Annotated in this window: 8 protein-coding genes; 4 read left to right on the top strand and 4 right to left on the bottom strand. The window is 66.2% G+C overall.

Annotated elements, in window-relative coordinates:
* Positions 1–172: 172 nt before the first annotated feature.
* The 3 genes from tviB to AAF184_07835 all read left to right on the top strand — a co-directional run bounded on the left by tviB (position 173) and on the right by AAF184_07835 (position 5,506).
* The gene (tviB, locus tag AAF184_07845) at positions 173–1,441 is read left to right on the top strand and encodes a Vi polysaccharide biosynthesis UDP-N-acetylglucosamine C-6 dehydrogenase TviB (protein MEO0422233.1); all 1,269 of its coding nucleotides are present in this window, start codon (positions 173–175) and stop codon (positions 1,439–1,441) included.
* Between the two features lie 43 nt (positions 1,442–1,484).
* Positions 1,485–2,492: an NAD-dependent epimerase gene (locus tag AAF184_07840; protein ID MEO0422232.1), complete on the top strand. Its 1,008-nt coding sequence runs from the start codon at positions 1,485–1,487 to the stop codon at positions 2,490–2,492.
* Between the two features lie 197 nt (positions 2,493–2,689).
* Positions 2,690–5,506 carry an SLBB domain-containing protein gene (locus AAF184_07835; protein ID MEO0422231.1) on the top strand — a complete coding sequence of 939 codons (2,817 nt, stop codon included), beginning with the start codon at positions 2,690–2,692 and terminating at the stop codon, positions 5,504–5,506.
* A 46-nt stretch (positions 5,507–5,552) separates the two neighbouring features.
* Here AAF184_07835 and AAF184_07830 read toward each other — a convergent pair whose 3' ends face one another.
* From AAF184_07830 to AAF184_07820, 3 genes are read right to left on the bottom strand one after another with little or no spacing between them, the layout of a single operon-like run.
* On the bottom strand, positions 5,553–6,914 hold the full coding sequence (locus AAF184_07830; protein MEO0422230.1) for a phosphomannomutase: 1,362 nt from the start codon (positions 6,912–6,914) through the stop codon (positions 5,553–5,555).
* A 2-nt stretch (positions 6,915–6,916) separates the two neighbouring features.
* Complete coding sequence (locus AAF184_07825) at positions 6,917–8,353, bottom strand: mannose-1-phosphate guanylyltransferase/mannose-6-phosphate isomerase (protein ID MEO0422229.1); 1,437 nt, start codon at positions 8,351–8,353, stop codon at positions 6,917–6,919.
* 57 nt (positions 8,354–8,410) lie between these two features.
* Positions 8,411–9,745 carry a UDP-glucose/GDP-mannose dehydrogenase family protein gene (locus AAF184_07820; GenBank protein ID MEO0422228.1) on the bottom strand — a complete coding sequence of 445 codons (1,335 nt, stop codon included), beginning with the start codon at positions 9,743–9,745 and terminating at the stop codon, positions 8,411–8,413.
* Between the two features lie 170 nt (positions 9,746–9,915).
* Between AAF184_07820 and AAF184_07815 the strand changes: the two genes are divergently transcribed.
* Entirely contained in the window at positions 9,916–11,964 is a 2,049-nt protein-coding gene (locus tag AAF184_07815) for a hypothetical protein (protein ID MEO0422227.1), read from the top strand.
* 28 nt (positions 11,965–11,992) lie between these two features.
* Here AAF184_07815 and AAF184_07810 read toward each other — a convergent pair whose 3' ends face one another.
* Positions 11,993–14,404 (bottom strand): prolyl oligopeptidase family serine peptidase, encoded by a 2,412-nt coding sequence (locus AAF184_07810; GenBank protein ID MEO0422226.1) that lies wholly within the window; start codon positions 14,402–14,404, stop codon positions 11,993–11,995.
* Positions 14,405–14,460: the final 56 nt, after the last annotated feature.

Genomic DNA, 14,460 nt, shown 5'->3' with positions numbered 1-14,460 from the left:
CCCCGATCGCCGTTGATCGGGGGCCGAAAAGGCCCAAGCGGGGCTTTGTGAGCATCGCCGCCGACGTCGCGGCTCGGGTGCGGTATATTCCGGCGCCTGTAAACATCCCGACCGTCATGAGGTGTCGAACGTGGAAGCTGCTAGCGCTGGGGAACCTGCCGCGCTATCCCATATGAAGGATCTGCGGGTCGCCGTGATCGGCCTCGGCTATGTGGGCTTGCCCCTGGCGGTGGCCTTTGGCCGTCAGCTGCCGACGGTCGGCTTCGATATCAATGCCCAGCGGGTCGACGAACTGCGCGGTGGCCACGATCGCACCCTCGAGGTGGATGCGGACGAGCTTGCCGCCTCGGAGCACCTGAGCTACAGCGCCGACCTGGAGGCGCTGCGTGCGTGCAACGTCTTCATCGCCACCGTGCCGACGCCGATCGACGGTAACAAGCGACCCGATCTGACCCCGCTGATCCGCGCCAGCGAGACCATCGGTAAGGTGCTCGGTCGGGGCGATGTGGTGATCTACGAGTCCACCGTCTACCCCGGCGCCACGGAGGAGGTCTGTGTGCCAGTGCTGGAGCAGATGTCCGGCCTGCGCTACAACCACGACTTCTACGCCGGCTACAGCCCTGAGCGCATCAACCCCGGTGATCGCCAGCATCGCATCAACAACATCGTCAAGGTCACCGCGGGCTCCACGCCTGAGGTCGCCTCCCTGGTAGACGACCTGTACCGGCTGATCATCGACGCGGGAACCTATCGTGCGGGCAGTATCCGCGTCGCCGAAGCGGCCAAGGTGATCGAGAACACCCAACGCGACGTCAACATTGCGCTGATCAACGAACTCGCCCTGATCTTCAACCGCCTCGGCCTCGACACCGAGGAGGTGTTGGAGGCCGCGGGCACGAAGTGGAACTTTCTGCCCTTCCGTCCTGGTCTGGTGGGCGGGCATTGTATCGGCGTGGATCCCTACTACCTCACACACAAATGCCAGGAGGTGGGCTATCACCCGGAGATGATCCTCGCGGGGCGTAGGATCAACGACAACATGGGGCTGCACGTCGCGGGGGAGTTGACGCGGCTGATGATGCGCCGGCGGTTACACGTGACCGGCTCACGCATCTTGATCATGGGGCTCGCGTTCAAGGAGAACTGCCCGGACGTGCGCAATACCCGCGTGGTGGATGTCATGCGTGAACTGGAGTCCTACGGGGCGACGGTCGAGGTACACGACCCATGGGTGGACGCGGCCGAGGTTGAACTCGAGTACGGCTTGTCCCCGGTCAAGACACTGGAGCCCGGCGCCTACGATGCGATCGTGGTGGCGGTCGCCCATCGTCAGTTCCAGGAGATGGGGGTCGAGGCGATTCGCGCCCTCGGTAAGTCCAACCACGTGCTCTACGACATCAAGTACGCGCTGCCAGCTGAGCAGGTGGACGGTCGGCTCTGAGCTCGCGCCCAGCCAGTCACAATCTAACGGAGAAGGCACGCGCATGAAGATCATGGTTACCGGAGCCGCGGGCTTCATCGGGTTCCATACGAGCAAGCGTCTGCTCGAGCGCGGGGATGAGGTGATAGGTGTTGACAACCTCAACGACTATTACGATCCGAGCCTGAAAGAGGCGCGCCTTGCCCAGCTGACCGATCATGCGAATTTCCGCTTCGAGCGCCTGTCGCTGGAGGATCGCGATGGCATGACGGACCTCTTCGCCAGGGTAGGCGCGCAGCGCGTGATCCACCTGGCTGCCCAGGCCGGCGTACGCTACTCGCTGGAGAACCCCCACGCCTACATCGACAGCAACGTGGTGGGCACCACGAATATCTTGGAGGGCTGTCGCCACAACGGCGTCGAACACCTCGTCTACGCCTCGTCGAGCTCGGTCTACGGCGCCAACGAGACCCAGCCCTTCTCGATCCACCACAACGTGGACCACCCCCTGTCCCTCTACGCAGCCACCAAGAAGGCCAACGAACTGATGGCGCATACCTATGCGCATCTCTACGGCCTGCCTGTCTCGGGCCTGCGCTTCTTCACCGTGTACGGCCCCTGGGGCCGACCGGACATGGCCCTGTTCCTGTTCACACGGAACATCTTCGAAGGCAAGCCCATCGATGTCTTCAATCATGGCCACCATCGCCGTGACTTCACCTACATCGACGACATCGTCGAGGGCGTGATTCGGGTGATGGACCGGGTGGCGACGCCGAACGAGGCGTGGGCGGGCACCCACCCCGATCCCGGCACCTCATCTGCGCCCTATCGCTTGTACAACATCGGCAACAACTCACCTGTCGAACTGATGCGCTACATCGAAGTGATCGAGGAATGCATCGGGCGCAAGGCGCAGAAGAACTTGCTACCGATGCAACCCGGTGACGTGCCCTCCACGGCGGCGGATATCGAGGATCTCGCCGCCGATGTCGGCTACCGGCCGTCCACACCGGTTGAGGTGGGGGTCGCCCGTTTCATCGAGTGGTACCGCGACTACTACGGCGTGTGATGCCCACCGGCTAGCGCCCCGAAGCCGTACTCTCCGCAAGAGCTTGCGAAAGCGACGTCGTTGCGTCGCTGAGCGCCGCTACGTAATATCGCCGGGTTTAGCGGCGGATCTCTGCTCACGCGCCTTCTGCCCCAAGGAAGGTTGCGATGCTCACCCGCCCCACCCGTATCAAAAGCTTTGAGGGACCCATCAGCGGAATGGTCGAGCAAACCCCCGTATCGAGAACCCTCCACCGCCATGCTGCCGTGCTGTTGCTGGCGATGTCGATGCTGGCGATCTTCCTCCCGGCGTCGAGCCAGGCCCAGTCAGTCTCTCCAGCCCAAGTCCAGCAGCTGATGAACCTGCCGCCAGCGGAGCGGGAACGGTTGATGCAGTCGCTAGGTATTTCGGCCAGCGATCTCGCCGCTCTGCTGCCCCCGGGGGCCTTGCCGGAAGGGAGTGGCGATCCGAGCAGCGATGCACTCGATCAAGCGAACCCACTGTTGCTCGAGCCAGAGGCGGAGTTGCCGTCCGAGACGACCGAGGAGTCCTTGATGCCGGGGTCCACGGTGTTGGTGGGCTTCAACCCCGTCGACCCTCGCGTCTTGGATACAGACAACACGGACGAGGATGTGGACCGCTTGCCGCGCTTCTTGATGGACCTCGTGGGCCGGCGAAGCTACGAGCTTGATCGCTACGGCGTGCTTCACCTGCAGAACGTCTTCCACATCGAGCTCGCCGGGCTAACGGCCGAGCAGGCGGCCATGCGCATCCAGGCAGAGCCTGGCCTGGACAGGTTCGACGTGTCCGTGGAACTGCTGTCGTTGGTGAGCACCGGCGCCGACGCCTTGACGTTGTACGGCAGCGAGTTCCTGTCGCGTGCGGACGCACTCCTGTTCAACCCGACGGCGACGGCGGTGCCGGGCAACTATGTGGTGGGTCCGTCCGATGTGATACTCATCAGCCTCTACGGTTCACAGAACGAGAGCTTCGAACTCACCGTCGATCGTGAGGGACGAGTGTTGGTGCCGCAGATCGGCCCAGTCACCGTTGCCGGGCTGCCCCTCGATCAGGTGCGTGATGAGATCCGCACGCAAGTCTCCGAGCAGATGATCGGCGTCAACACCACCGTGACCATCAAGCGCCTGCGGGCGATCCAGGTGCTCATGGCCGGGGACGTAAAGGGTCATGGCGTACTCACCGTGGACAGCCTGACCACCATCACGAATGCGCTGCTCTTGAGTGGGGGTGTGGAAGAAAACGGGTCCCTGCGCGGCGTGCAACTGAAACGCGACGGCCGCGTGGTGACCACACTCGATCTCTACGACCTGCTGCTACGCGGTGACACGCGCAACAACCAGCGCTTGCGCGACGGAGACGCGGTGTTCGTGCCGCCGATCGGACCGGTGGTAGGCGTGGAGGGGGCCGTCAATCGCCCCGCGCGCTACGAACTACGCGGCGAGACCACGGTAGAGCAATTGCTGGCACTCGCCGGCGGGTTGAGCGCGGATGCGCGGCTGGATAACGCCCGCCTGGAGCGGGTTCTGCCTAGCGGCGTGCGCACGGTGATCGATGTCAACCTGGGCGCCGACGCCGGTCGACGGGAGATCTTGCGCAACGGGGACGTGTTGCGTGTGATTCCGGCGCAACGGGTGGTTCGCGGTGTCGTCTCCCTCGAGGGGCATGTGCGCGAGCCACGCGAGTTCCAGTGGCGTGAAGGGCTTCGCTTAACCGATGTGATCACGTCGCCGCAAGATCTGCGGGAATTTGCTGATACCAACTACGTGCTCATCAGGCGGGCAGATCGCGCTGGCAAGCTGTCGGTGGCGACGGCCAACCTACGCGAGGCGTTGGTCGCCCCACGCAGCGATGCGAATCCCCTGCTACAACCCCGTGACCGGATCACGGTGTTTCAGCTCAACCGCGATCGTTCCGGGGTGATCGACCCCCTGCTCAAAGCCCTTGGCGATCAGGGCGAGTTCGGAGAACCCACCCCGGTGGCAACGGTGGCGGGCGAAGTCATGATCGCGGGCCGCTATCCGGTGGTGTCAGGTATGCGCATCGGCGACCTGCTGCGCGCCGCAGGAGGGCTATCGCAAAACGCCTTTACCAGCGATGCGGTGCTGACTCGGCGCGTCATCGTGCCAGGGCAGGATGCAGCCACGCGTTTCATCTCGATCGATCTGGATAGCGTACTCGCGGGTGACGAGGCTGCGGATCTCGTACTGCAGGCGCGTGATCACCTGTTGGTCAAGGCGGTTCCGGCGATCGGCAATACTGACACGGTCACCCTGAGCGGTGAGGTCCGTTTCCCTGGCACCTACCCGGTGGCACGCGGCGAGACGTTGGCCGACCTGGTGGCCCGCGCCGGTGGGCTCACGGACTACGCCTTTCCAGCGGGTGCCACCTTTACGCGGGTGGGCCTGCGCAACCGTGAGCAGGAACGCTTGGAGCAGTTGGCGCGTCGCCTCGAGTCGGATCTCGCGGTTGCCGCTGTGCAGGGCGCGCAATCCCCGACGGGGGGCGCCAACGCTGGGGAGGCCTTGCGCCTCGGGCAGGAACTGCTCGCGCAGATTCGCGCCACCCCCGCGGTCGGCCGATTGGTGATCGACCTCGATCGCTTACTTCGAGACGGGCATGGTTCGCCGGCTGATCTCGTGTTGCGCAATGGCGATCGGCTCATCGTGCCTGAGCTGTCACAGGAGGTTACGGTCATCGGTCAGGTACAGTTCCCGGGCTCACATCTGTTCGACCCGAACAAAGCGCTTGATGACTACCTGGACAAGGCCGGTAGCGTCACCAAGCAAGCCGATAGCAAACGTATCTACGTGGTGCGCGCGAACGGTGAGGTGGTGACCTCGAAGAACTCACGCTGGTTCCGGAGCGGGCAGATTCCGATCGCCTACGGCGACACCATCGTGGTACCGCTGGATGCGGATCGCATGCGGCCCCTGGCACTGTGGAGCACGATCTCCAGCGTGTTGTATCAGCTTGGCTTGTCTGCCGCGACTGCGAGGGCTGTCGGCGTCTTCTAGGCGCCTTGAGGTTGCTGTCAACGTAAGCGGTAGCGTTGCTACCGCTTCAGGCCTGCGCGTCGATGGCGGCGAGTAGCTCCGCAGTCTTCTCTTGCATCAAGGCGACGTCACCTCGGCTCTCCACGTTGAGACGCAGTAGCGGCTCTGTGTTGCTGGCGCGTAGGTTGAAGCGCCAGTCTGTGAAGGTGAGGCTGAGCCCGTCCACCGATTCCTCGCTGAGCGCCCCAACGCGGTAGCGCTTGCCGATGGCGTCGATCACCGCGGCGGCGTCCGTCACGCGGCGGTTGATCTCGCCGCTGGCGGGGAACTTGGCGATCCGCTCATCCACCAGGGCCGCGAGCGTTTGTCCGCTTCGCCCCATGATCTCGGCGATCAGCAGCCACGGGATCATGCCGCTGTCCGCGTAGGCGAAGTCGCGGAAGTAGTGATGGGCGCTCATCTCACCCCCATACACCGCGTCCTCGGCGCGCATACGTTCCTTGATGAAGGCGTGGCCTGCCTTGGTCTGCACGGCCGTGCCACCGGCGTTGCTCACCACATCAACCGTGTTCCAAACCAGGCGCGGATCGTGAACGATGCGCGCCCCGGAGTCCTTGGCCAGGAATGCGCTCGCCAGCAAGCCGACGATGTAGTAGCCCTCGATGAAGCGGCCCTTGTGATCGAAGGCGAAGCAGCGATCGAAGTCACCGTCCCAGGCGAGGCCGAGGTCGGCGCCGGTCTCGAGGATGGCCTCGGTGGTGGGCGCACGGTTTTCGGGCAGGAGCGGGTTGGGCACACCGTTCGGGAAGCTGCCGTCGGGGTCGTAGTGCAGTTTGATGAACTCGAAGGGCAGTAGCGGCTCGAGGGCGTCGAGCACAGCACCGGCGGTGCCATTGCCTGGGTTCACGACGATCTTGAGTCGCGGAAGCTGCTCGGGATCGACGTAGCTGAGCAAGTGTTGAATGTAGGCCGCGCGGCTATCGTAGGGTTGACGCGTGCCGGGCTGCGCCGTGGCCGCAGGGAAGTCACCTGCCTCGGCGAGGCGGCGGATGTCCTCCAACCCCGTATCGCGGCTCAAGGGCCTGGCGCCCTCGCGCACGAGCTTCATGCCGTTGTAGTCGGGCGGGTTGTGGCTGGCCGTGACCATGATGCCGCCGTCAAAGCCACCGTCGAAGCACGCGAAGTAGATCTCCTCCGTGCCGCACAGGCCGATGTCGCTCACCGCCACGCCACTCTCGGTGAGGCCGCGGGCGAGGGCGTCGGAGAGGGCGTCGCTCGAGGCACGCATGTCGCGGCCGATCACCACGGACTTGGGGTTCAGGTGGGCGGCGTAGGCGCGACCGATGCGCCAGGCGATGTCTTCGTCCAGCGTGCCGGGCACCTGCCCACGAATGTCGTAGGCCTTGAAGCAATCGATCTGACGATGCATGGCTATTCGGCCCGTCCGTAGTGGTCCTGGAAGCGCACGATGTCGTCCTCGCCTAGGTAGCTGCCCGACTGCACCTCGATCAACTCCAGCGGGAGCTTGCCGGGATTCGCCAAGCGATGCTGGGTGCCGATCGGTATGTAGGTGGATTGGTTCTCCGTGAGCAGGAACACCTCATCCCCGCAGGTGACCTCCGCCGTGCCGCTCACCACGATCCAATGCTCGGCGCGGTGGTGGTGCATCTGCAACGAAAGCTCCGCGCCGGGCTTCACGGTGATGCGCTTGACCTGGAAGCGGCTGCCGGTGTCGACGCTGTCGTAGGAGCCCCAGGGGCGGTACACCTCGCGGTGCAAGCTCGCTTCTTCGCGCTGGCGCGCCTTGAGGGCGTTCACCAGCTTCTTGACGTCCTGGGCCTTGGCCTTCGGTGCCACGAGCACAGCGTCGGCCGTTTCCACGATCACGTGGTCCTCAACGCCGACGGCGGCCACCAAGCGATGCGAGGCGCGCACGTAGCTGTTGTTGGTGTCCTCGAGGAGTACGTCGCCGGTGCTCACGTTGCCTTGCGCGTCGGGTTGGCTGGCGTCGCAGAGCGATGACCAGGTGCCGACGTCGCTCCACCCTGCGTCCATAGGCACGACCACCGCGTGGTCCGTCTTCTCCATCACCGCGTAGTCGATCGAGTCGCTGGGGCAGGCGGCGAAGGCCTCCTCTTGCAGGCGAACGAAGTCGAGATCGCCGCTCGCGTTCGCGCAAGCCTGCTCGCAGGCGTGCGCCATTTCAGGCGCGAAGCGTGTCAGCTCCTCGAGGTAGCGGCGGGCGGAGAACATGAACATGCCGCTGTTCCACAGGTAATCGCCGCTCGCCACGTAGCCGTCGGCGGTGGCCTGATCGGGCTTCTCCACGAACTGTGCGACCTCTCGGAAACGTTCGCCGTCAGCGGCCACGGCAGCGCCCGAGCGGATGTAGCCGTAGCCCGTTTCGGCCCGGGTCGGCGTGATGCCGAAGGTCACCAGGTGGCCCTCTCGCGCGGCTGTCGCTGCTTGCTCGACCGCGGCACGGAAGCGCTCGTCATCGAGGATGACGTGATCGGCTGGCAGCACCAGCAGGGTGGTGTCCTCCTCGTCGCCGTCCGCCTGGGCCAGCCAGTGATAGGCCGCCACGGCGACCGCTGGCGCTGTGTTGCGCCCGACGGGCTCGAGGAGGATCGCCTGCGCGGCGTGTTCGATCTGGCGTAGCTGCTCGGCGACCAGGAAGCGATGGGCGTTGTTGCAGACCACCATGGGTGCCTCGAGCCCCGCAACTCCCTGCAGGCGCAGCACGGTGTCCTGGAGCATGGTGCGGTCGGACACCAAGGGCAGGAGCTGCTTCGGGTACAACTCGCGTGACATCGGCCACAGGCGCGTGCCTGAGCCGCCTGAGAGCACCAGAGGAGTGATGGTCATCTTCGGATACCCCGGGGTCGGCATGGTGGCGGGCGTTGCCGCCGCCTTACCTTTTTGTTAATTGAGGATCGGTTCGCGGCCCACCGAGTGGTACTTGAAGCCTAGCGTGTCCAGGAGTGCCGGATCGTAGAGGTTGCGACCGTCGAAGATCAGCGGCTCGGCCAGATCCTGCTTGATGCGATCGAAGTTCGGGCTGCGGAACTCATTCCACTCAGTGATGATCACGAGCGCGTTAGCCCCTTCGAGGGCATCCATCGCACTCTCACACAGGGTGAGGCCGGCTTGATCCGGGTACAGTCGAGCGGCTTCGCTGCGAGCCACCGGGTCGTAGGCGCGCACCTTGGCCCCGGCTGCCCAGAGGGCCTCCATCAACACGCGGCTGGGCGCTTCGCGCATGTCGTCCGTGTTGGGCTTGAAGGCGAGGCCCCACAGGGCAAAGGTCTTGCCCGAAAGGTCACCGTCGTATTGGGCCGTGATTTTCTCGAACAGGCGCTCCTTCTGCCGATCGTTCACCGCGTCCACGGCTTCTAGGAGTCGGGCCGGGTAGTTGAGGTCTTGGGCGGTTCGGATGATGGCGGCTACATCTTTCGGGAAACAGGATCCGCCGTAGCCGGCGCCGGGGTAGATGAAGTGGTAGCCGATGCGCGGGTCGGAGCCGATGCCCTTACGCACCTGTTCGATGTCCGCACCGCAGCGCTCGGCGATGTTGGCCATCTCGTTCATGAAGCTGATCTTGGTGGCCAGCATCGCGTTGGCCGCGTACTTCGTCAGCTCGGCGGATCGGATGTCCATCATGATCAGGCGGTCGCGGCTGCGGGTGAAGGGATCGTAGAGCGCGCGCAGCAGCTCGCCGGTGCGCGGATTGTCCGCACCGACGATGATCCTATCGGGCTTCATGAAGTCGCTGATCGCCGCGCCTTCCTTCAAGAACTCGGGGTTGGAGACCACATCGAAGACCACGTTGGCGTCACGCTTGGCCAGCTCCGCGTCGATGGTCTCGCGGACGCGGTCGGCGGTGCCCACGGGTACCGTCGACTTGTCGATGACGATGCGGTAATCGTTCATATGCTGGCCGATGCTGGAGGCGACGCTCAGCACGTACTGCAGGTCCGCGGAGCCGTCCTCGTCTTGGGGCGTGCCCACGGCGATCACCTGGAACAACCCGTGCTCGATGGCCTCGGTCACGTCCGTGGTGAATTCGAGGCGACCGGCGGCGACGTTGCGCTCCAGCATGTCGGCCAGGCCTGGCTCGTAGATGGGCAGTTCGCCCCGCTTCAAGCCCTCGATCTTTGCCGCGTCCACATCCACGCAGACCACATGGTTGCCGGTCTCCGCAAAGCACGTGCCTGTGACGAGGCCCACATACCCAGAGCCGAAGATAGTGACATTCATCAGTAGGAGGTTCCTTCGCTCAAGCCCGACGGGGCGAACAGGGAGTCGCGGAGTGTACCGTTGTGCCGCCACAAAGCGCGAGTGCACTGTTCCCAGGGCGCAAATCCGGTGGAAATTCGATATCCGCAGCGGTTGGTGCACCTGTTGGGGGCTGGCTACAATCAGGCTGAATGAGTACGCAACCAAGCCCGCAGCTGACGGTCGACACCTTCACGCCCTTCGATAGCGCGGCGGAGGTGCTCGCCCCCGGTGTGCGTGAGGCCCACGCCCCGGCTCCCGGGGTGGGGGAACTCGGCCCGCGGGACTCGCTTGCCAACGGCGAACTCATCGACCGCCTGGTCGGGGATGTGCAGTGGATGCGCTTGGCCTTCCAGTCGCGCTACCGGCCCCTGCGCCCCGGCCGTCGAGCCTGGGTGGTGACCGCCCCAGATCGCGGCTTCGGCAAGACCCACTTCTTCAACTCCCTGGCCCAACGCCTCGACGGCGACGCCGTGGTGGTGGCCGTGGGGCCCGGCGCCGTGCCGGGCAACACATCCTACTGGGAGCGCGGTGCGCTCGGCGCCCTAATGCAGGCCCTCGACCGGGCGGAGGCGGGCGGCGCCCTGGCGCCGGCCACCCCCGCCACCGGCAACCAAGCGGCCAGCCAGGCCATCGAGTCCCACTGGACGGCGCTCGCGCGGGGGGTGCTGGCCGGGGCCGTGCGCGAACTGTTGGCGGCCTCGGCGGAGCGGGCGGGCGATCGCACGCCGGCCTCGAAGCATCTGCAGGAAGCCGCCCAACGCCTACCGCCCGAGCTCAAGCGGACGTCGCACTGGAAGGCCCTGCTCGATCACGTGCTCAGCAAGCCGACCCTGCTCGAGGCAGTCGCGGACGCCCTGCGTGACCGCGGCGTGGTCACCCAAGCCCGTCTGAGCACGTGGCTGAACGTCTTTCACACGTTGCTGTTCGCGGACGACCTGGAGCTGCGGGCGGCCTGCCGGCGCTGGATCGGGGGCCGCCCGGTGGCGACGGATCTGTGCGATCAGATGGGCGTGGCTGAGTGCGATCGCCTGGTGCTGGAGGGGGACGGAGAGATCGCCCGGCAGCAGGCCCTCGAGCGCATCGCCGATCTGTCCCACTTCGCCGCCTTCTACGTGCCCCTGGTGTTCTGCGTCGAGCACCACGAGCCGGTGAGCGGCGGGGGCGCGGACGACGCGACGGGGCGCTCGCGCCGTCCGCTGCCTCGCGAGCAGGATCCCTTGGCGCACATGCTCGAGGCAATGGCGCCCTCGCTGGCCCACGCGGTGTTGGTGCTCGCCCTGGATCAGGTCGCCCATGCGCGCTGCGATGCCCAGTGGAGCGGCGATCTCAAGACCCGTTGGCGCGCGCCCATCTCCCTGCAGGGGCTGGGCGCTCTCGATGCGCAGCGCCTGGTGGACGCGCGCCTGCGCGCAGCGCGCGTCGACGGCACTACAGCCACCGCCATGGTGGGAGATGGGCAGTGGTTGCAAGCCCTGACGGCGGCCGCTTCGCACAATCCCACGCGGCTCAGCGCCCGGCGCTTCCTCGCCACCTGCGCCGAACGTTACCGAAGCGAGGTGTTGGGTGCCGAGCTATCGCCACCTGCGCCGAGCCCGGCGCCACCGCCCGATGTGCAGGCGTCCCCCACGCAGGGGCCGGGTGGTTCCTTCGCGGCGGCCTGGGAGACGGCGCGGGAGGAGGTCGGCGAGCCGACGCCCGTGCAGGTGCACGACGCGTTGGTCCCGCTCCTGCGGCTGCTCGGCGAGCAGGTGGAGGACATCGAGGTGGTGGCGGGGGATCCGCCGCTCACGCAGCTGGGTTGGCAAGGCGAGGGGATGCGCTACGGCATCGCCGTGGGGGTGGCCGATACGCGTCAGCGCTGGGGGCAGTTAGCCCGTCGCGCGTTGCTCGGCGAGCGGGCGGTGACCGTTTGCCTGCGATTGCCGGGGGAGATGGAAGTGCCCAATCCGGCCTGGCCCGTCGCCGCGTCGATGCTGGAACGGGCGATCAGCGCCGGTCGCCTACGCGTGGTGCGCTTGACCGACGAGCAGTGCCACCACGTCGCCGCGGCGGCCCTGCTGCACGAGCAACTCGAGCCCCGCCTCGATGGAGAGTCGCGCCAACACGCCTGGGCCCTTATCGGCGAACGCCTCAGCTGGCTGTCCGAGGCGATCCTGGCGGCCAAGGCCGAGGTCAAGACGACGCCGGCCGAGGACTGACCGCGTCGGCGCATGGCCACGCGCCTGCTCAGGGGCTAGCCGTGCCGATCGACCCCTCGAAGAGCTTCAGGATGCGACGGTACTGGTCCAACCAACTGGAGGCGTGCACGTAGCCGTGCGGCTCCAACGGGTAGGACGCGAGTTCCCAATCGGTCTTGCCCAGATCGATCAAGCGTTGCGCCAAGCGAACCGAGTCCTTGTAGAACACGTTGTCATCCAGCATCCCGTGGCTGATCAACAGATCGCCCTTCAAGCCCTCTGCGAACTCGATAGGTGAGCTGCGCAGGTAAGCCTCCGGATCCACCTGGGGCGTGTTGAGGATGTTGCTCGTGTAGGGATGGTTGTAATGAGCCCAGTCGGTGACAGGTCGCAGGGCGGCGCCGGCAGCGAACACCTCCGGTGCGTTGAACATCGCCATGAAGGCCATGAAACCGCCATAGGAGCCGCCGTACACGCCGATGCGCTGCGGATCCACGTCGTGCTCCTCCACCAGCCAGCGCACCCCGTCGATCAAGTCCTCGAGCTCCGGCGTTCCCATCTGGCGGTAGATCGCCGCGCGCCAGTCGCGGCCGTAGCCACGGCTGGCACGGTAGTCCATGTCGAGCACGTGGTAGCCGAGCGAGGTCAGCAGCGTGTGGAACATCTGCTCGCGGAAGTAGTAGGGGAACTTGTGGTGGGTGTTCTGCGTGTAGCCCGCGCCGTGCACGAAGAGCACGGCCGGGCGCTTGGCGCCCGCGGCCGGTGCCTCGCCCCGGGCCGGGTAAAATTTCGACCAGATCGGCGCCCCGGCGTCGTGGTGCGACGGCACGCCCACGTAGGTCGGCGGTTGCCAGAGGATGTCGCGGTAGGCGGCGGTGCGCGTGTCCGTTAGCTGGCGGACCAACCCGGTGCGGCCGTCGACCAGGGAGACCTGGGACGGGAGGTAGGGGCCGGAGTGGCGAACGAGCACATGACCCACGTCGCCAGGAAGGCGCGCGTAGTCCTCCACGCCCAGTAGCTCGGTCAGGCGCGTCAGGGAACCGTTGGCGAGGTCGATGCGGTAGAGATCGTGTTCGGTGGGGTGGGCGTGGTTGGTGATGGCGAGGACTGTGGCGCCATTCGCCTCGGGGGTCACCTGAGAGACTTCAAAGGTGCCGTCGGTGACCCGATGGAGCTTGCCGTCGCCCAAACTCACCGTGTACAGGTGGCTGTAGCCGGACTCCTCGGACAGCAGCCAGAGCGCGTCGGCCATGTCGCCCGGCACCCAACCGAAGTCGTTGAAGGAGTAGCTCACCCAGGCCGGGTCGTGGAGGCGGTGGCGTTCGGTGGTGGCCGGTGCGTCGCCGCGGGCGTCCACCGTGATCAGCCAGCGGTCCTTGTTGTCCACGGCGAACAGCTGGATCGCCGCCACTGCGTCGCGGCGGTGCCACTCCAGGGCGCTCACGTACACGGGGCGTCGGTTGTCCGCATCGTAGGGCGTGAGGTCTTGCGCGGTCTTGAGGTCGGCGAGGGGGTCGACGTCCGTGCCGCTCAGCACGGTGAGATCGATGGCGTGCTTGGTGTGGGTTTGAAGATCCAGTAGCCAGAGGCTCTGCCCCGCCCGTGCGTTGCGGCCGACGAGCTGGCGCACGTCCTCCACCTCCACGTAGCCGGAGCGGGTGACGAACTTCGGCATGTGGTCTGCCTTGCCTTCGTCCTCCTTCGCCGGACCGATCGCAGCCAATAGCCAGCGCCCGTCGGCCGACGGGGCGGAGGCGATCACGCGCTTGCCGGCGCCGAGGTACCAAGGTGCCGTCGGGCGACCGGTGTCCACCACGGCCGCGGCCCTCGCCTCTTCGTGGGCGGCGCGTTCGGCTTCGACCGCGTCGGCCACCTCGACGAAGAGGCGCACCTGATCGGCGGTGAGACTGTTCTCCTCGACCTCGTAGGGCGCGTCCTCGAACTTCAGCTGGGCGAGGGCACGGGCCACGCCGGTGTCGAGGTCTTGCTGCCACCAGCGACCGCCGCGGCGAAACTGCACGGTGCCAGGGTCCGCGCCGAAGCGCGGCGACGACACCGGCACGTCGGCACCCGCCAGCTGTCGCAAGCCGCCCGTTGCCAACTCGCGCAACCAGAGGCTGCCCTCACGGGTGAAGAGGGCGCGCTGCCCTTGCGCGTCGACTACCGGCGATGCGCCGTCGCTACCCGCCTGTGCGGCAAAATCGAGCACCTGCGTGTTGCCGCTGTCGAGACTCACGGCCACGATATCGGTCGCGTCAGAGCCTTCACGCTTCACCCGGTAGAGGGCTTGCGTGCCATCGAGCTGCCACCACACCGCTTGCACGGGGCTACCGATCCAATCCGGGTCCGCCATGATCTGCTCGAGATCGGGCGTCTGAGCGGCAGCGGCGCTCGCCATCGCGATCAGCACGGTGAGCAGGGACAGGCGGTGACCGCGCACGGCGGGAGTTGCGAGTGGCACGACGGGAGGCTCCAGCGGTGAATTCGCTGGCAAGCATACACGGCTTGCCGCGCCAG

This window comes from Pseudomonadota bacterium, assembly GCA_039815145.1.
Taxonomy (GTDB): domain Bacteria; phylum Pseudomonadota; class Gammaproteobacteria; order Steroidobacterales; family JBCBZW01; genus JBCBZW01.
The sequence above is the reverse complement of the archived record's forward strand: the minus strand, read 5'-3'. Positions and strand labels throughout refer to the sequence as shown.